The 16,927-nt window shown below is 62.6% G+C and carries 13 protein-coding genes and 1 pseudogene; 8 read left to right on the top strand and 6 right to left on the bottom strand.

The genetic code is table 11. From position 1 onward, the window contains the following. Positions 1 to 18 precede the first annotated feature (18 nt). Positions 19 to 1,326, top strand: coding sequence for an LLM class flavin-dependent oxidoreductase (locus APH35_RS10690; RefSeq protein WP_060494569.1), 1,308 nt, complete (start codon positions 19 to 21; stop codon positions 1,324 to 1,326). Here the strand turns inward: APH35_RS10690 and APH35_RS10685 are convergent. Together APH35_RS10685 and gspG are read right to left on the bottom strand one after the other, a co-directional pair. Continuing rightward, positions 1,320 to 2,510, bottom strand: coding sequence for a type II secretion system F family protein (locus APH35_RS10685; protein ID WP_012272157.1), 1,191 nt, complete (start codon positions 2,508 to 2,510; stop codon positions 1,320 to 1,322). The genes APH35_RS10690 and APH35_RS10685 overlap by 7 nt on opposite strands. 11 nt (positions 2,511 to 2,521) lie before the next feature. Further along, entirely contained in the window at positions 2,522 to 2,947 is a 426-nt protein-coding gene (gspG, locus tag APH35_RS10680) for a type II secretion system major pseudopilin GspG (RefSeq protein WP_012272158.1), read from the bottom strand. A gap of 185 nt (positions 2,948 to 3,132) precedes the next feature. Between gspG and APH35_RS10675 the strand changes: the two genes are divergently transcribed. From APH35_RS10675 to APH35_RS10660, 4 genes are all read left to right on the top strand, one after another. Next, a complete protein-coding gene (locus APH35_RS10675) occupies positions 3,133 to 3,726 on the top strand; it encodes a lytic transglycosylase domain-containing protein (protein ID WP_060494568.1) in 594 nt (197 codons plus the stop codon). 118 nt (positions 3,727 to 3,844) lie between these two features. After that, a complete protein-coding gene (locus APH35_RS10670) occupies positions 3,845 to 5,305 on the top strand; it encodes a sensor histidine kinase (RefSeq protein WP_012272160.1) in 1,461 nt (486 codons plus the stop codon). Positions 5,306 to 5,602: 297 nt separating this feature from the next. After that, positions 5,603 to 7,096 carry a sensor histidine kinase gene (locus APH35_RS10665; RefSeq protein ID WP_060514771.1) on the top strand — a complete coding sequence of 498 codons (1,494 nt, stop codon included), beginning with the start codon at positions 5,603 to 5,605 and terminating at the stop codon, positions 7,094 to 7,096. Beyond that, a complete protein-coding gene (locus tag APH35_RS10660; protein ID WP_012272162.1) occupies positions 7,065 to 8,492 on the top strand; it encodes a sigma-54-dependent transcriptional regulator in 1,428 nt (475 codons plus the stop codon). Before APH35_RS10665 ends, APH35_RS10660 begins: the two co-directional genes overlap by 32 nt. 84 nt (positions 8,493 to 8,576) lie before the next feature. On the opposite strand, the gene APH35_RS10655 is transcribed toward APH35_RS10660, so the two are convergent. From APH35_RS10655 to APH35_RS10645, 3 genes are all read right to left on the bottom strand, one after another. Further along, positions 8,577 to 8,879, bottom strand: coding sequence for a hypothetical protein (locus tag APH35_RS10655; protein WP_012272163.1), 303 nt, complete (start codon positions 8,877 to 8,879; stop codon positions 8,577 to 8,579). A gap of 84 nt (positions 8,880 to 8,963) precedes the next feature. After that, complete coding sequence (locus APH35_RS10650) at positions 8,964 to 10,316, bottom strand: GntP family permease (RefSeq protein ID WP_003253832.1); 1,353 nt, start codon at positions 10,314 to 10,316, stop codon at positions 8,964 to 8,966. 111 nt (positions 10,317 to 10,427) lie between these two features. Further along, positions 10,428 to 10,967, bottom strand: coding sequence for a gluconokinase (locus APH35_RS10645; protein ID WP_012272164.1), 540 nt, complete (start codon positions 10,965 to 10,967; stop codon positions 10,428 to 10,430). Between the two features lie 207 nt (positions 10,968 to 11,174). Here APH35_RS10645 and APH35_RS10640 point away from each other — a divergent pair, with 207 nt between their 5' ends. The 3 genes and pseudogenes from APH35_RS10640 (at position 11,175) to APH35_RS29705 (ending at position 13,672) form a co-directional block, all read left to right on the top strand. Continuing rightward, positions 11,175 to 12,194 carry a LacI family DNA-binding transcriptional regulator gene (locus APH35_RS10640; protein WP_012272165.1) on the top strand — a complete coding sequence of 340 codons (1,020 nt, stop codon included), beginning with the start codon at positions 11,175 to 11,177 and terminating at the stop codon, positions 12,192 to 12,194. A gap of 122 nt (positions 12,195 to 12,316) precedes the next feature. Further along, positions 12,317 to 13,135: pseudogene (locus tag APH35_RS29710) on the top strand (PAS domain-containing protein); the annotation flags it as partial. A gap of 42 nt (positions 13,136 to 13,177) precedes the next feature. After that, on the top strand, positions 13,178 to 13,672 hold the full coding sequence (locus APH35_RS29705) for a methyl-accepting chemotaxis protein (RefSeq protein WP_370739383.1): 495 nt from the start codon (positions 13,178 to 13,180) through the stop codon (positions 13,670 to 13,672). Here APH35_RS29705 and APH35_RS10630 read toward each other — a convergent pair. Then, positions 13,647 to 16,919 carry a transporter substrate-binding domain-containing protein gene (locus APH35_RS10630; RefSeq protein ID WP_060514769.1) on the bottom strand — a complete coding sequence of 1,091 codons (3,273 nt, stop codon included), beginning with the start codon at positions 16,917 to 16,919 and terminating at the stop codon, positions 13,647 to 13,649. The two genes, APH35_RS29705 and APH35_RS10630, sit on opposite strands and share 26 nt — an antisense overlap. Positions 16,920 to 16,927: the final 8 nt, after the last annotated feature.

Raw genomic sequence — 16,927 nt, 5'->3', positions numbered from 1 at the left:
CGCTTGCGAGGAATGACCATGACCACCCGCAAAATCAAACTCGGCGCCCTGACCATGGGCTGTGGCGGCCCCGGCCGGCACAACCTGTGGCTGGACCCGGAGCTACCGGCCGATGCCAGCGTCAATATCGACTGGTACATCGATATCGCCCGCCAGGCCGAGGCGGCGTTGTTCGACCTGATGTTCATCGTCGACAGCCAGTACATCACCCCCGGCTCACCGTCCCACTACCTCAACCGCCTGGAGCCGCTGACCCTGCTCTCGGCACTGGCGGTGACCACCCGCAATATCGGCCTGGTCGGCACCCTGACCACTTCCTACAACGAACCCTTCAACGTCGCCCGCCGCCTGGCCTCGCTGGACCTGATCAGCAAAGGCCGCGCCGGCTGGAACGTGGTGACCAGCGGTGACGCCGGCACTGCTGGCAACTATGGCCGAGACGAGCATTACGACTACGACACCCGTTACGCCCGGGCTCAGGAGCATGTAGCGGTGGTGCAGGGCCTGTGGCGGTCCTATGAGGACGGCGCGTTCCCGCGCAACCGCGCAACCGGGCAGTTTCTCGACCCTGGCCGTATGCACGCGCTGAACCACAAGGGCGAGCACTTCTCGGTCGTTGGGCCTTTGAATATCCAGCGTTCACCCCAAGGCCAGCCGGTGATCTTCCAGGCCGGGGACTCGCAGCAAGGCCGCGAGCTGGGGGCCGCCACGGCGGATGTCATCTTCACCCATGCCGCCAGCATCGAGCAGGGGCAGGCGTTTTACCGCGATGTGAAAGGCCGTGCGGCGCGGTTAGGCCGCGACCCGGAGCAATTGCTGGTTTTGCCCGGCGCCGAGGTCTACGTGGGCGACACCGACGAACACGCCCGCGAGATCGAGCGTCATTACCACCAGCAGGATCACAGCTTCGAACTGGCCCTCAAGGAGTTCGGGCGCAATTTTGGTTGGCATGACTTCAGCCAGTACGACCTTGACGCACCCTTCCCACAAGAAAGCCTGGAACAGGCGCGCAGCAGCTTTTTCACCAACGCCAAGCGCATCGCCGACCAGGCACGGGAGCAGGGCTTTAGCCTGCGACAGGCGGTGGAGTACGGGCGTAAGCTGCGCCCAGGCGCTTTCGTCGGCTCGGCTGAAACAGTCGCGGCAAAGATGGCCGAATGGTTCGAGGCGCGGGCGCTGGATGGCTTCAACATCTACATTGGCCACCCAGGGCAGTTCCGCCGGCTTACCCAGGAAGTAGTGCCGTTGCTGCAAGAACGCGGGGTATACCGCACTGCTTATGAAGGCACCACACTGCGCGAAAGCCTAGGCCTGGCGCTTCAGTGAATGCTCGAGGCCAGCTCGAAGATCGGCATGTACATGAGGATCACGATCAGGCCGATCAGCAAGCCGATGAAGGTCATCAGCAGGGGTTCGAACAGTTTGACGAACCATTCCACCCAGCGGCCGATTTCCTGGTCATGGAAGTCGGCGCAGCGTTCCAGCATCTCGCCCAGGTTGCCCGACTGCTCGCCGGCCCGCAGCAGGCGCAGCGATACCGGTGTAACCAGGTGCCCGGCCTCCAGTGCATCGGACAGGGGCAGCCCTTCGCCCACCCGCTGGCTGGCTTGCGCCAGGCCCTGCGCTGCTGCGCTGCCGAGCAGGCCGCGGGCCATGCCCATGGCGGTGAGGATGGGAATGCCGCCTTGCAGCAGAATGCCCAGCGAGCGATAGAAGCGCGCCAGCTCGTACATCATCAGACGCTGGTGCAGTGCTGGCAGGCGCCGTAACTGGCAGGAGGCCCAATGCCGTACACGCGGATGACGCCGCAACAGCCAAAGCGCCGTGACCCCGCCGACGGTGCCCAGCGCCAGGGGCAATTGCTGGGCATGCAGGAACAGGCCGATCTGCATCAGCACCCGTGATAGCCAGGGCAGCTCGGTGCCCATGCCTTCGAATACCTGGCTGAAGCGCGGCACCACGTAGCCGAGCAGGAACAGCACCACGCCGCCTCCCACCAGCAACAGCAACAACGGGTAGACCGAGGCACCGACCAGTTTCTGCCGCACAAGGTCCAGGCGTTGGCGGTAGCTGATGTAGCGGGCGAGGGCGTCACCCAGCGCGCCGGTGCGCTCGCTGGACTGCACCAGCGCTACATACAGCGGCGGGAATACACGGGGTTGCTGGCCCAGGGCCTGGGACAGCGAGCGGCCTTCGTACAACTGGCGTACCAGTTCGGCCAGCACCTTGCGCGTTGCAGGCGAAGGGGCCTTCTCTGCCAGGCTTTCCAGTGCGTCGATCAGCGGCAGGCCGGCATTGAGCAGGGTCGACAATTCCTGGCTGAACAGCACCAGGTCAAACGCCGCTTCGCGGCGCCAGGCCATACCACGCAAGGAGCCGCCGCTGCCGCGCAGGCTGAGCACGCGCAGGCCCTGGTCTTCGGCCTGGCGGCGAGCCTGCTCGGCGTCTTCGGCGTCGATCTGCAACTGCACCACGCCCTGCCTGCCCAGGGCCTTGAGGCTGTAGCGCATGGTTGTTCTCCTCACTGCCAACTGGTGATTTCGGCATTTTCCCCATCGCCACCCGGCTGGCCGTCCTTGCCCATCGACAGCAGGTCGTACTCACCGCCGTTCTCGCCGGGTTGCCGGTAGATGTAGGGGCGGCCCCACGGGTCTTGCGGCACAGCCTTCTGCAGGTAGGGGCCGGTCCAGCGCGTCTCGCCACTGGGGGCAACCACCAGTGCCTGCAAGCCTTGCTCACTGTTGGGGTAGTGGCCGACCTCCAGGCGGTATAGGTCCAGGGCTTTGCTCAGCCCCTCGATCTGCGCTCGCGCCACTTTGGCTTCGGAGCGGCCCAGTTGGCTGAAGTATTTGGGCGCGACAATGCCGGCCAGCAGGCCGAGCACCACCAGTACCACCAGGAGTTCAAGCAGGGTGAAGCCACGTTGCGGGTTGGTTCTGCGCTGCATGGTGAAGCCCTCCACTGCATGGGGACACGTGTTGGCAGGCACCATGCAACAGCCGTGCACGTCTGCCTCGGGGCCTTGCGCCATGCGGCACAGGAAGCGGCACAGTGCTTGCGTCGTGGTCATCGTCCACGGGTTTTCCGGGGCATTTTCCCCACATTGGGGGCCACGACGAAGAGGCGACCGACATGCGTGGACTCATCCTCGGTTTGATCTGGCTGGCGGCAGGTACTGCCCAGGCCGATATGTACATCTCAATCGATGCCAAGGGTGGCTATGTACTGACCAACGTCCATCGACCAGGGCGCCACTATGAGAAGGTAATCGCCGAGCCGTTGGCCCAGGGCGGGCCGGCCAATGCGCAGATGATCACGGGTCGCCCTTACGCCGAGGTGGTGGCGACGGCGGCGCGCATTCACAATGTGCCGCCGGCGCTGCTGCATGCACTGATCAAGGCCGAGTCCGGGTACAACCCCAAGGCCCGATCGCGGGCGGGGGCGGTGGGGTTGATGCAATTGATGCCGGATACCGCCCGAGAAATGGGTGTGGAAGACCGCCTGGACCCGGAAGACAACGTGCAGGGCGGGGCACGCTACATCAAGCAGATGCTCACGCTGTTCGACAACGACATCACTTTGGCCGTGGCGGCCTACAACGCCGGACCGGATGCCGTATTGCGAAGGGGGGCCGTGCCGCCGTTCGCCGAGACACGGCGTTATGTGCCCACAGTACTGCGGGAATATCGCAAGTTGCAGGGGTTGGCAGCTGATTCGCCTTTGTAGTTAGCCTGCACAGTACGCACCTCCCAACTACCCTTCGGCAGATGCTATTAATTTAATACTATAGTTTCCCCAAGTCTGGGCTATAACCTTCTGAAGGTGCCCAGCAGTGGAGTCCACCATGGACCTCGCCCCTCGTTCCGACGCTCTTGACGTGCCCGCCGGTAGCGAACTGGCTGCCCCGCACAAGCCGTTCAATTTGCTGCGCTGGTACGCCTGGGTCAGCCTGGCCATCATCCTGTCGGTGGCCGCTGGGCTGGGGCTGATTTCAAGCCGTTTCATCATCGACGAGAGCGTCGAGCGCGATGCATTGCTAACCGCGCAGTTCATCACCTCCATCGCCGATGCCGAAGTGCGCCATGTGTCTATCCCCAATGTGCGCACCATGGGCGAACTGCTCGACCCGCGCACCGACCGCAGCAACTTGCCCGATGTCGACCCGGATGCCCGGCGCAAAGCGCGCGGTGAATTCCTTGACCATATCGCCCACCTGCCCGATATGCTGCTGGCCAATATCTACGCCCCGGACCGTACGGTGATCTGGTCCAGCAACCCGGCCCTTATCGGCAAGCTGATCGACGCCGACGACGACCTGGAGCGGGCATTCGAGTACAAGATGCGGGTCTCGGCCAGCTATCACAACTTCGAGCAGGCCCGCGCCGAGCAAAAGTTCATTACCCCCCCCGAGCAGCTGTTCATCGAAAACTACATACCGCTGTTCGATGCCGATGGCGAACAGGTCACGGCAATGGTCGAGATATACAAAGAGCCCCATGACCTGATCGTGCGCATCGAGCATGGCTTGATCCTGATCTGGTTGGCGATCACCGTCGGCGCCGCGCTGGTCTATGTTGGCCTGTACGGCATCATGCACCGCGCCGCAAAGTTGCTGGCGGTGCAGCAGAAACGGCTGATCAGCAGCGAAACCTACGTGGCACTGGGCGAAGTGTCTTCGGCGGTGGCCCACAGCCTGCGCAACCCGTTGGCCAGTATCCGCTCAAGTGCCGAACTGGCCCAGGCGTTCGATGAAGGCCCGGCGCAACGCCAGGTCAACGACATCATCAACCAGGTCGATCGTATGTCGCAGTGGATTCGCCAGATGCTGCAGTCACTGCGCCCGTTGAACGACGAGGCGGTGGCGGTGGATTTGCCCCAGGCATTGCAGGAAAGCCTGCAAACCTACGCCGTGCCGCTGGCACGCGATGGGGTCAGCCTGGACGTGCAACCGTTACCGGCAGTGCAGGTGTTGGGGCACCCGGCGCTACTGCGTCAGGTATTCAGCAGCCTGATTGCCAATGCCCTGGAGTCGATGGAGCAGGGCGGGCGGCTGCGTATCGAGGTGGTGCGCCAGAACCGGCGCTGCCTGACCCTGCGCTTGTCCGACAATGGCAAGGGCATGAACGAAGCGCAGCAGCGTATGGCCTTCCGGCCGTTTTTCACCACCAAGCAGGGTGGGCTGGGGGTGGGGCTGGTACTGGTGAAACGCATCATGGAACGTTTCGGCGGAACGGTTCGACTCAGCAGCAGCGAAGGTCATGGCACCCGGGTTTCGTTAAGTTTTCGCTTGGCTAATACGCTCTGAATTACATTAAGAAATTCTGGTAATTCATTGATTTATAAAAGAATACGCTTTTTGGGTGGAAATTACCCAAATGTGGGGAGAGCTTTCTCCATTTTGGTTCATAAAGCTAACGTAAATTATTGAAAGATAAGTAAAAGATTATTTCTTATTTCGCTGGCCAAGTTTTTGCTACGTGATCTGTGGAGCGCAACACGCGACAAATGGCAGCTGCGGCTGCCCAGGTGGATTGCAAATCGGTGACTACGGTCATTGGCCTTGATGCAATTCTGAACGGACGCCCTGCGCGGGAACCACGCGATGCAGATGCTGGAAAACGAAGCGCCCGACAAGGCCAATGCGACCGCCAGCGGTCTGGCAGTTCCTTTGCGTGAATTCAACCTGCTGCGCTGGTTTTCGGTCATCAGCCTGCTCATCATTGCCTCGGTGGCGGGTGGGCTGGGCTACGTTTCGACGCGCTTCGTGGTGCGCGACAGCGTGCAACGCGATGCCATGCTGACCGCGCAGTTCATTCAGGCCATGGCACAAGCCGAGGTGCGCCTTTCGCAACTACCGCCGGGTACTACCATGGGCGAGTTGCTGGACCCGCGCCTGGACTTGCAGCACCTGCAATTCACCCCGGCGCTGGCCGAAGCGACCCGGGTCGAGTTCCTTGACCATGTCGAGCACCTACCGGACACCTTGCTGGCCAATGTCTATGCCCGCGACCGCACCATTGTCTGGTCCACCAATGTCGAGCTGATCGGCAAGCGGATAGAAGCCGATGGCGACCTCGACCGTGCATTCCGCTCACGCAAGGCCGTGTCGGCCAGCTACCACAAGGCCGAGGATGATCGCGAAGAGCAGAAGTTTCAGCGTGAACCGCGCTACCTGTTTATCGAAAACTACATCCCGCTGTTCGACAGCCAGGGCGAGCAGGTGCTGGCCATGGTGGAAATCTACAAGGAGCCGCAGGACCTGATTCGGCGCATCCAGCGCGGCTATGTGCTGATCTGGGCCTCGACCCTGGTGGGCGGGGCGCTGATCTATTTCGGGCTGTTCTGGATCGTGCGCCGAGCGGCGCAGATGCTGCACCTGCAGCAAGACCGGCTGGTGGCCAGCGAAACCTACGTGGCGTTGGGCGAGATGTCCTCGGCGGTGGCCCACAGCTTGCGCAACCCGCTGGCCAATATCCGTTCCAGCGCCGAACTGGCCCAGGAAATCGCCAACCCCGCAGCGCAGAAGAACATCACCGACATCATCAGCCAGGTGGACCGCATGTCGCGCTGGGTGCGTGACCTGCTGGTGTCGTTGCGCCCGGTCAGCGACGAGGCCGAGGCTGTGGACCTCGTAGCGGCCATCGAGGATACCCATCTGGCATTCGTCCAGCAGATCGAGCGCAATGGTGTGCGGTTCCATTTCGAAGGGCCTGACGCGCAGTGGGTGGCCAGCCAGCCGCTACAGCTCACGCAGATTCTCAACAGCCTGTTCTCCAATGCCCTGGAGGCCATGCCAGCGGGTGGCATGCTGACTGCGCAGGTCAATGTGCAGGAGGGCCAGCGTGCCGAGTTCGTGCTCACCGACACTGGCAAGGGCATGAGCCAACAACAGGAACGGATGGTGTTCAAGCCGTTCTTCACCACCAAGCAGGGTGGCCTCGGTGTAGGCCTGGCCCTGGTCAAGCGCATCATGGAACGTTTTGGCGGCTCGGTCAGCCTGAGCAGCCGCGAAGAGGAAGGAACCCGCGTCAGCCTTACATTCAATATCGCAGCGGGAGGGGACCATGGAGCACAGCATCCTGGTAGTCGAGGATGATGAAATCCTCGCCGACAACATTCGCACCTACCTCAGCCTCAAGGGCTACGAGGTTACCGTTTGCCACAGCGCGGAGCTGGCGCTGGAGCAGATCAAGCGGGCCCAGCCCGATGCGGTGCTGACCGACAACTCGCTGCCGGGCATGAGCGGGCATGACCTGCTGCGTACCCTGGTGGCACAGGTGGCGGACTTGAAAGTGATCATGATGACCGGCTACGGCAATGTCGAAGATGCCGTGCAGGCGATGAAGGAGGGCGCGTTCCATTACCTGACCAAGCCTGTGGTACTGGCCGAGCTCAAGCTGACCCTGGACAAGGCCCTGGCCGCCGAGCGCATGGAGCGCACGCTGTCGTTCTACCAGGAACGCGAGGCGCAGAAGTCCGGGCTGCAGGCGCTGATTGGCGAGTCGCCGGTGATGCTCACGCTCAAGCACACCCTGCGCCAGGTGCTCGATGCCGAACGGCGCATGGCCAGCGACGACCTGCCACCAGTGCTGGTCGAAGGCGAGACCGGCACCGGCAAGGAGCTGGTGGCCCGTGCCCTGCATTTTGACGGCTCGCGCAGCAAAGGGCCGTTCATCGAGTTCAATTGCGCCTCGATCCCTGCCAACCTGCTGGAGGCTGAACTGTTCGGCCACGAGAAGGGCGCGTTCACCGATGCCAAGGAGCGCCGGGTGGGCCTGGTAGAGGCTGCCGATGGCGGCACCTTGTTCCTTGACGAGATCGGCGAGATGGACCTGGTGCTGCAGGCCAAGCTGCTCAAGTTGCTGGAAGATCGAAGCATCCGACGGATTGGTGCAGTGAAGGAGCGCAAGGTCGACCTGCGGGTGATCAGCGCTACCAACTGCAACCTGGAGCAGATGGTGCAGCAGGGCAAGTTTCGCCGCGACCTGTTCTTCCGTCTGCGTATCATCGCCCTGAAGGTGCCGCGCCTGTATGCCCGTGGGCAGGACATTCTGTTACTGGCAAGGCATTTTCTGGCCCACCATGGCCGGCGGTATGGCAAGCCGAACCTGCGTTTTTCTGCCGAAGCAGAAAGCTTGATGCTTGGTTACAGCTGGCCGGGTAATGTGCGCGAATTGCGCAACATGCTGGAGCAGACCGTGTTGCTGGCGCCGAACGAGGTGGTGCAGGCGCATCAGCTGAACCTGTGCATGACGTTGATTGACGAGCCATTGGTGCAGCAGCCAGCGCCGGTGATGTTCGAAATGCCGCGACACGAGCCGGAGCCCGGTACCAGCCTGCCGGACATGGAACGTGACTTGGTGTGCAAGACCCTGGACCGCACTGACTGGAATGTGACCAAGTCAGCACGAATGCTTGGGCTGTCGCGGGACATGCTGCGTTACCGGATCGAGAAACTGGGATTGACCCGGCCTGACAAGCGTCAGTGGTAATCATGGCCATGCGAGGCACTGGTGAGAGCGGCCTTGTGCGGCGAAAGGGCCGCGCAAGGCCCAGATTTCAACCGGCCCGCGTCATCAGGGGTTACCTGTGCTCGTGCCGCTATTGCCCTGATGACCGGTCCCCTCCGAACCACTCCCATCCATACCCGGGAGGTCGCGGTTGTCGTTCTGCTTCGCCGGCGGGCTTTGCGGGTCGTTACCCTGAATGCGCGGGTCGGTATCCCGTGGCATGGGTTTCTCGATCGGGTTGAGGGTGCTGTCCACGCCCGGCCGTGGCGCCGGGTTGTGCGGGTCGTCGGGGTAAGTCGGGCCAGTGCCGGCGGCCAGGGCCAATGGCGAGGCGAGCAGGGCAATCAGCAGGATGCTTGAACGGGGCATGGCAGGCTCCTTTGCTTCGGGTGGGTCTCATGTTTTCCTTCGGCCCTACCCAAAGCATCCTAGTGCCATGGCCCCGATCAACGGTTACACCACCAGCGACAGCAACATGATGAAGATGATGCCGACGATGGACAGGATCGTCTCCATCATGCTCCAGGTCTTGAAGGTTTCTGCCACGGTCATGTTGAAGTATTGCTTCACCAGCCAGAAGCCGGCGTCGTTCACATGCGACAAAATCAGCGAGCCAGCACCGGTAGCCAGTACCAACAGCTCACGGTTCACCCCAGGTACCAGGTCGATCACCGGTGCGACGATACCTGCACCGGTGATGGTGGCGACGGTAGCGGAGCCTGTGGCGATGCGGATCACCGCGGCTACCAGCCAAGCCAGCATGATCGGTGAAATTTCTGCCTGCACGGCCATTTGCCCGATTACATTGCCCACGCCGGTGTCCACCAGCATCTGCTTGAACCCACCGCCAGCGCCTACGATCAGTACGATGGCGGCGGTCGGTGCCAGGCTCTGGTCGAGCATTTTCATGATCTGCTGGCGGTTGAAACCGCGGGCTGAGCCGAAGGTATAGAAGGCCAGCAGCAGGGCGGCGAGCAGGGCGGTGATCGGGTGGCCGATCAGGTCCATCCACTGGCGCACGATGTGCTCGGCGGGTAGCACCACGTCGGCAAAGGTTTTCAGCAACATCAGCGCCACCGGCAGCAGTACGGTGATCAGGGTGATGCTGAAGCTTGGCAGGTTGCCCTGGTCGGACTCCTTGGCGATCTGGTCCATCAGCTCCTGCGACGGGTTACCCGGTATGTAGCGGGAAATGAAGTTACCGAAGAGCGGACCGGCGATGATCGCGGTGGGCAACGCAACGATCAGGCCATAGAAGATGGTTTTGCCGATATCGGCGTGGAAAATGCCGATCGCCAGCAATGGGCCTGGGTGCGGCGGCACCAGGCCGTGCACAACCGACAGGCCGGCCAGTAGCGGAATGCCGATTTTCACCAGCGACACCCCGGAGCGCCTGGCGACGATGAACACCAGTGGGATCAGCAGCACGAAGCCGATTTCGAAGAACAGCGGGATGCCCACCAGGAACGCGGCGAACATCATCGCCCAATGCACGTTCTTCTTGCCGAAGGCGCGGATGAGGGTTTGCGCGATCTGGTCGGCGCCCCCGGAGTCGGCCATCAGCTTGCCGAGCATGGTGCCCAGGGCGAGCACGATACCGACAAAGCCGAGCACGCCGCCAAAGCCGTCCTGGAACGATTTCATGACCTTGGCCACGGGCATGCCGGAGGTCAAGCCAAGGAAGCCAGCCGCGAGGGTGAGGGCGACGAAGGGGTGGACCTTGAAGTGGGTGATCAGCAGGATCAGCCCGACGATGGTAACCAGCGCGTCGAGCAGCAGGAAGGTATCAGTAGCCAGTCCGAACATGGTGTGAAGGCCTCGGTCTTATCGTTGTTTTGGGCGTAGCTTTTTGGATCTTTTCCCGCATTCACGGGGCAGGGTAGCGCTGTCTTGGGTGAGACGGAAAAACCGCCAGGGTCAGGCGGTCTGCGCCAGGCCCGGCTCACCGCAGCGCTTTAGCCAGCGGTCCACCGCTTCGGCCAATGCTTCGATGGGTTGGGTGGCGTCCAGTGCCAGCGTCAGTGGCTCGCCGCGTGGCGACTCCAGGGCAGCGAACTGGCTGTCGATGAGGCTGGCCGGCATGAAGTGCCCGGGGCGGGCCAGCACGCGTTTTTCGGCCTCGGCAGGCGTCAGTTCGAGGAACACGAACACCAGCCCAGGCATGGCATCGCGCAGGGTGTCGCGGTAGCGGCGCTTGAGTGCCGAGCACGTCAGGATCGGGCGCTCACCCGCCTGGGTGGTGGTTTGCAGCTCTTCGCCAAGGCGCACCAGCCATCCGGCACGATCGCTGTCGTCCAGCGGGATGCCAGCGCTCATCTTGCGGATGTTTTCGGCAGGGTGGAAAGCGTCGCCTTCTATCAGGCGGCCGCCGCTTCTGGCAGCGATGGCGGCGCCGATGCAGCTCTTGCCGCAACCGGCCACGCCCATCACCACAATGGCGGACAGGGGAGAATTCATCAGTACCTCCTGCGGGGTGAGATAGCGCTGTCTCGCTGTTGACGAGCAGCCACCTCCCCGGTGTTATTGGTTTTGTCCTTACGCAGTATGGACGCCTGGCGGCACACGCGTGGTGGCTGCTACCAAAGATTACATTGCCTGCGTCCTGAGACAGCGCTACCTTAGTGGCCGTTCCCTATCCTTGCAAGTAGTAAAATTACAACATCCATGTCCCGCATCGGCTCCCGCACTACAGGTCGTCCCACCCTGGCTGAAGTTGCCAGGCTTTCCGGGGTTTCCCCGATTACCGCTTCGCGCGCGTTGCGCGGGGTCAGCACGGTTGCGCCAGAACTGGTGGAAAAGGTCGTCGCCGCAGCAGCGAACCTCGGCTATGTGGCCAACCCGGCGGCCCGGGCGCTGGCCTCGGCGCGCAGCCAGTCGGTGGTGGTGTTGATCCCGTCACTGTCCAACCAGCTGTTCATCGACACCCTGGAGGCCATCCACGAGGTCATGCGCCCGCGTGGGCTCGAGGTGCTGATCGGCAACTATCACTACGACCTTGCCGAAGAAGAGAACCTGATCCGCAATTACTTGGCGTACCAGCCCTGCGGCATGCTGCTGACCGGTTTCGAGCGTAGCGATGCCGCACGGCAGATGCTGGCTGCCAGCGGCGTGCCGTGCGTGCACATGATGGAGCTTAACGGTGAGCCAGGCGCATTGTCGGTCGGTTTCTCGCAGCAACAGGCCGGGCGCGCTGCGGCCCGGCACTTGATCGAGCGTGGGTGCAAGCGCCTGGGATTCATTGCTGCGCAGCTCGACCCTCGGGTGATGCAGCGTGCCGAGGGCTTCCGCCAAGCGTTGGCCGAAGCCGGCCTGCAGGCCGCCGAGCTGGAAGTGTTGGCGCCGGAGCCTTCATCGATTGCCTTGGGCAGCGCGCTGTTCAGTCAGCTGATGCAACAGGCGCCGGATGTCGACGGTATCTTCTTCTGTAATGACGACTTGGCCCAGGGCGCGGTGCTACAGGCCTTGCGCCAAGGGGTGGAGGTGCCACGCCAGGTGGCGATGGTGGGGTTCAACGACCTGCCAGCTTCGGCGCACATGGTGCCGCGGCTGACCTCGATTCGCACACCACGGGCTGCCGTTGGTCGGGGCGCGGCGCAGGCGCTGTTGGCGTTGCTCGATGGCAAGCGGGTGACGCATGCACAGCAGGACCTGGGCTTCGAGCTGATGGTGCGGGAAAGCTCCTGATTCAAGAGCTGGCAAGGCGGCTCCGACGGGAACCCGCCAGCCTCTGAATCAACTGCCAAGTCATGAGAATGTAGTAATCACAAAGTGATAGCACTGTGCTTGCACGGCGCTAACGGCGATCTATGCTCAGGACACCGCGCAAAAAGGAGCCCGGCGTCATGTTCGATTTCCATCGCAAATCTGATTTGGTAGAAATCCAGCGCAGCCAACAGGCATTGGCCAATGCACAAGCCAAACTGGCGGCAATCAGCCGGTCGATGGCGATGATCGAGTTCGCCCCCGATGGCACCATCCTTGATGCCAACGAGCGTTTCTGTCAGGCCATGGGCTACAGCGTCGATGAACTGAGGGGCAAGCACCACCGGCTGTTCTGTGAGCCGGACTACGCCAAAAGCGCCGAGTACCAGCAACTGTGGCGCGAACTCGGGCAGGGCAAAGCCATCAGCGGTACTTTTGAGCGCATCGACAAGTCCGGCCGCGAGGTCTGGCTGGAAGCCAGCTACATGCCGGTACTGGATGAGCAGCGCCAAGTCACCAGCGTGATCAAGGTGGCATCCGACATCAGCCAGCGGGTGGTGCTGGAGCACGAAAGCGAAAGCCTGCTCAAGGCCATCAGCCGTTCCATGGCAGTGATCGAGTTCACCCCGCAAGGCCGGGTGATCAAGGCCAACCAGAACTTCCTCGACACCATGGGCTACCGCCTCGATGAAGTGGTTGGCCGCCACCATGGGCTGTTCTGCCTGGCGCATGAACGTGAGTCGGCCGAGTACCGTGGGTTCTGGGCTTCGCTGAACCGTGGCGAGTACCACTCGCACCGCTTCGAGCGCGTCAACAAGCAAGGCCAGACCGTGTACCTCGAAGCGTCCTACAACCCGATCTTCGACAGCAAGGGCCGCCTGTACAAAGTGGTCAAGTTCGCCAGCGACATCACCCACCAGGTCTGCACCCAGCAAAGCGCTGCAGACGCTGCCCATGCCAGTTCGGTGCAGACCGACGCCTGCGCGCGCAAGGGTACCGAAGTGGTGCAGCAGACGGTGCAGGTGATCGAGCAGATTTCCCAGGAACTGAACGACGCCGCGCGCAGCATCGATGCGGTGAGCAAGCAGTCGGATGTGATCGGGCAGATCGTGCTGACCATTCGCGGCATTGCCGATCAGACCAACCTGTTGGCCCTTAATGCAGCGATCGAGGCAGCCCGTGCCGGCGAGCACGGGCGCGGCTTTGCCGTGGTGGCGGACGAGGTGCGAAGCCTGGCCGCGCGAACCAGCAAGGCCACCCTGGAAATTGTCGATGTGGTTCGGCAGAACCACGACCTGTCGCTATTGGCCGTGGCCAGCATGCAGTCGAGCCTGAACCGCACCGGTCACGGCGTGGCATTGGCCAATGAGGCCGGTACGGTAATCATGGAAATTCAGCAAGGCTCGCGGCACGTCGTGGATGCCATCAGCCAGATCAGCTCGACGCTGCAATTGCATTGAGCGCATCGCGCATCTCGTCAAGCAATGCCTGCAGGCTGGTTTGCAGTTGCGCGCGCTGTTCGACAGTCGGTAAGCCCTGTGCGTGGGCGCGTTCGATGGCTTCGCAGTCGTTGACTACGGTGCGCACCCTGATCATCTTGGCGCCGCCCTTGATGCGATGGGCCAGGGTGTGTGCAGCCTCATCAGGTGCGTCGTCAGCCAGTGCGCTCAAGGCGGCCAGGTCTTCTCCCACGCTGATCGACAGTTGTTCGAGCAAATGCCGCGTCAACTGTTCGTCGCCCTGGGTCAGGTGGCGCAATTCGGCCAGGTCGAACCCGGTGTGGCGTGGTGTCGGCGACTGCTGTTGAGGGTGGACTTGTGGGAGATGGTTCTTGAGTGCACGCAGGCCAATCGGTTTGAACAGGCATTCGTCCATGCCGCTGGCCAGGCAGCGGGCACGCTCCTCGGCCTGGGCGTTGGCGGTCACGCCAATAATCCGGCTTGCAGGCAGGTCGCGCTCACCCTCCAGGGCGCGAATGCGCCGGGTGAGTTCGTGGCCGTCCATGACCGGCATGCTGCAATCGGTAATCACCAGGTCGAAGCGCGCGGCCTGCCAGTGTGCCAGGGCGATTTCGCCATTCTCCGCCAAGGTCACGCGATGGCCCAAGGTATTCAGTTGTCGCTCCAGCAACAACAAGTTGGCAGGGTAGTCGTCGACCACCAGAATATTCAGCGGGCCACTGCTGCTCTCTTGTGCCGGCAGGTCTCGTTCGGCCTGTGTCGGTGCAGTGCAGGTGGGCAGTTGCAGGTTGACTTGGACCCGGGTACCGACGCCCTCGACGCTCTGCAGGGTCAAGGCGCCGCCCATCAATTCGACCAGGGTACGGCTGATGACCAACCCCAGGCCTGCACCCTGGCGGGTTCTTGGGCCCTCGGCCTGAACGAAGGCATTGAACAGCCGGGCCTGGTCGGCGGGGCTGATGCCGATGCCTGTGTCGCGCACATTCAGTGTGATGGCCAGCATGCCGTGGTCGGCAACGTTGGGCAACAGCAGGCTCGCCTGCACTTCACCACGGTTGGTGAACTTGATGGCGTTGCTGATAAGGTTGGACAGAATCTGCTTGAGCCGCAGCGGATCAGCCAGCACCCAGACCGGTTCTGCGGGCATTTCGCCGTGCAGATGCAGGCTTTTGGCCCGTGCATTGCCTTCGAACACCCGCAGCGTGGAGCGCACCAGCTCCACGAGGTCGGTGGGCACTGGCTGCAGGCTGATATGCCCGGATTCGATACGGGAAATGTCGAGGATATCGCCAATCAGCTCGAGCAGGCCAATGGCCGAATCGTGTGCGGTTTGCAAGGTCTGGGTGTCACACCGGCCGCCGCGGCTGTCCACCAACGCCATTTCCAGCAGACCGATCACGGCATTCATCGGGGTACGGATTTCATGGCTCATGGTGGCCAGGAAGGTGCTTTTGGTCTGGCTGGCCTGTTCGGCGTCATCCTTGGCCTGGCGCAGCTGTTCAAGCAGCCCGCGGCTCAGTGCCAGCTGTGCCTGCAGCGCGTGCTGAGCATCGGTACGCTGGTTGATCAGCTTGCGCAGGTAGCTGTTCCAGAACACCACCCCGGCCAGCAGCAGGGCCGACAGTACCAGCACCTGCAAGGCCAGGGTGCGGTAGTCGCGCCATGGGCTGTCACTGACCAGGGTGCTGGTGCGCCAGCGGTTGATCAGTTGGTCAAGCTCTTCGGGCGGAATGCTCAGCAGTGCCTTGTCGAGGATGGCTTGAAGCTGGGGCTGGTCGGCGGCGACGGCGAATGCGGCAATGGCCGGTTGGTCGTCGAGCACGCTGGCGATGCGCAAGCGGCCCTTGAACACGTGGCTGATGTAGTAGGCCGCATTGATTTGGTTGCTCAGTGCCGCGTCGGCGTTGCCATTGACCACCGCCTCCATCAGGCCGAGCGGGTTGTCCACTTCGATCAGGCTGGCCTGCGGGTAGCGTTGCTGCAACATGGCCCGCTGCGGTGAGCCGCGCACCAGGGCAATGCGCTGGCCGTTCGAGGCCATGGCCTGTACAGGCGATGCCTGGTCGCTGCGGGTGACCAGCACCCGTGGGCTGACCAGGTAGGGGCGGGTAAAGCGCAGTTGCTTCACGCGCTCCGCGCCATAGCCGAGGGCACCGATCATCAGTGCATCGCCTCGCTTCAGGCGTTCAACCATGGCGAAGGCCGACGTGCTTTCGATGGGGTTGAAGTGCAGCCCTGTGCGCAACCCGATCTGCTTGAGCAGGTCGAGAGTAATGCCGCTGGGGTGATGCTGGGCGTCGTTGAAAGTCAGTGGCGCCAGCGAAGTATTGATCAACACGTTAACGGTGGGGTGCTCGGCGATCCAGGCTTGTTCTTCGGCACTGAGGGCGCTCAGGTGACGCTGCAGTAGCAGGCTGGTGTTGCCGCTGCTCCAGCGGCGCAGAATGTTCAGGCGCTCGCTTTCGCTGATGCGCGCCAGCGCCTTGTCGACCAGTTGCAGCAAGCGCGAGTGGTCGTTGGCCACGGCGAAGGCGAAGACCTCGGGGGGTACATGGGAAAAATGGTCGACTTTCAACGCGCCCTGAAAGCTTTTTCCGATAGTGAAATCGGTGCTGAGGGCATCGCCCAGGTAGGCGTCTGCCTCACCCAGCTCGACCGCCGCAAGCCCGGCCAGCGTGGAACGGTACAGGCTCAACTGTGCCTTGGGGTAGAGGCTGCGTACGCTGCTGGCTGGCAAGTAGTGATCGACCATGGCCAGGCGCATGCCGGCGAGGTCGGGCGTACTTTTCAAGCTGCGCCCTTCTCGGGTGACGATCACCGGCAGGTCGTCAGCGTAGGGGGTACTGAGGCTGAGCTGAGCATCTGCCGCCTCGAAGCCGTTGGAGCTGCCGAGCAGGTCGATGCGGCCATCACGCAAGGCGGTGATTGCCTCGTGGCGGCTGTCGAAGCGACGTACTTCGATGGCTATGCCAAGCTGTTCGCCGATGATGCCGGCGTAGTCGGCGCTCAGGCCCTCATAGTCTTGTTGGCTGACATTGATTTCAAACGGCGGGTAGTCGGGACGCGAAGTGCCCAGTACCAGGCGTTGACGTTGTTGTAGCCAGTGGCGGTCGTCGGCGGACAGCGTTAGCGGGGCGGCGGCGCTGACCGAGCGGGCCAGCAGTTGGCGGGGTTCGCTGCTGGCCAGCAGCGCACTAGCGTTGGCCAGGCCGATGGCCAAAAGGGCGCTCGCCAGCAGCTGCTTCATGGTAGTCG

The organism is Pseudomonas sp. NBRC 111132, assembly GCF_001320565.1.
GTDB classification, from domain to species: Bacteria; Pseudomonadota; Gammaproteobacteria; order Pseudomonadales; family Pseudomonadaceae; genus Aquipseudomonas; species Aquipseudomonas putida_P.
This window is presented reverse-complemented; position numbering and strand designations above follow the sequence as displayed.

What these genes read in the sequence shown, in the direction of transcription:
- gspG (WP_012272158.1), bottom strand. Translation starts at nt 2,947, where the DNA reads ATGCAGCGCAGAACCAACCCGCAACGTGGCTTCACCCTGCTTGAACTC.
- APH35_RS10685 (WP_012272157.1), bottom strand. Translation starts at nt 2,510, where the DNA reads ATGCGCTACAGCCTCAAGGCCCTGGGCAGGCAGGGCGTGGTGCAGTTG.
- APH35_RS10690 (WP_060494569.1), top strand. Translation starts at nt 19, where the DNA reads ATGACCACCCGCAAAATCAAACTCGGCGCCCTGACCATGGGCTGTGGC.
- APH35_RS10670 (WP_012272160.1), top strand. Translation starts at nt 3,845, where the DNA reads ATGGACCTCGCCCCTCGTTCCGACGCTCTTGACGTGCCCGCCGGTAGC.
- APH35_RS10640 (WP_012272165.1), top strand. Translation starts at nt 11,175, where the DNA reads ATGTCCCGCATCGGCTCCCGCACTACAGGTCGTCCCACCCTGGCTGAA.
- APH35_RS10655 (WP_012272163.1), bottom strand. Translation starts at nt 8,879, where the DNA reads ATGCCCCGTTCAAGCATCCTGCTGATTGCCCTGCTCGCCTCGCCATTG.
- APH35_RS10665 (WP_060514771.1), top strand. Translation starts at nt 5,603, where the DNA reads ATGCAGATGCTGGAAAACGAAGCGCCCGACAAGGCCAATGCGACCGCC.
- APH35_RS10645 (WP_012272164.1), bottom strand. Translation starts at nt 10,967, where the DNA reads ATGAATTCTCCCCTGTCCGCCATTGTGGTGATGGGCGTGGCCGGTTGC.
- APH35_RS10630 (WP_060514769.1), bottom strand. Translation starts at nt 16,919, where the DNA reads ATGAAGCAGCTGCTGGCGAGCGCCCTTTTGGCCATCGGCCTGGCCAAC.
- APH35_RS10660 (WP_012272162.1), top strand. Translation starts at nt 7,065, where the DNA reads ATGGAGCACAGCATCCTGGTAGTCGAGGATGATGAAATCCTCGCCGAC.
- APH35_RS10675 (WP_060494568.1), top strand. Translation starts at nt 3,133, where the DNA reads ATGCGTGGACTCATCCTCGGTTTGATCTGGCTGGCGGCAGGTACTGCC.
- APH35_RS10650 (WP_003253832.1), bottom strand. Translation starts at nt 10,316, where the DNA reads ATGTTCGGACTGGCTACTGATACCTTCCTGCTGCTCGACGCGCTGGTT.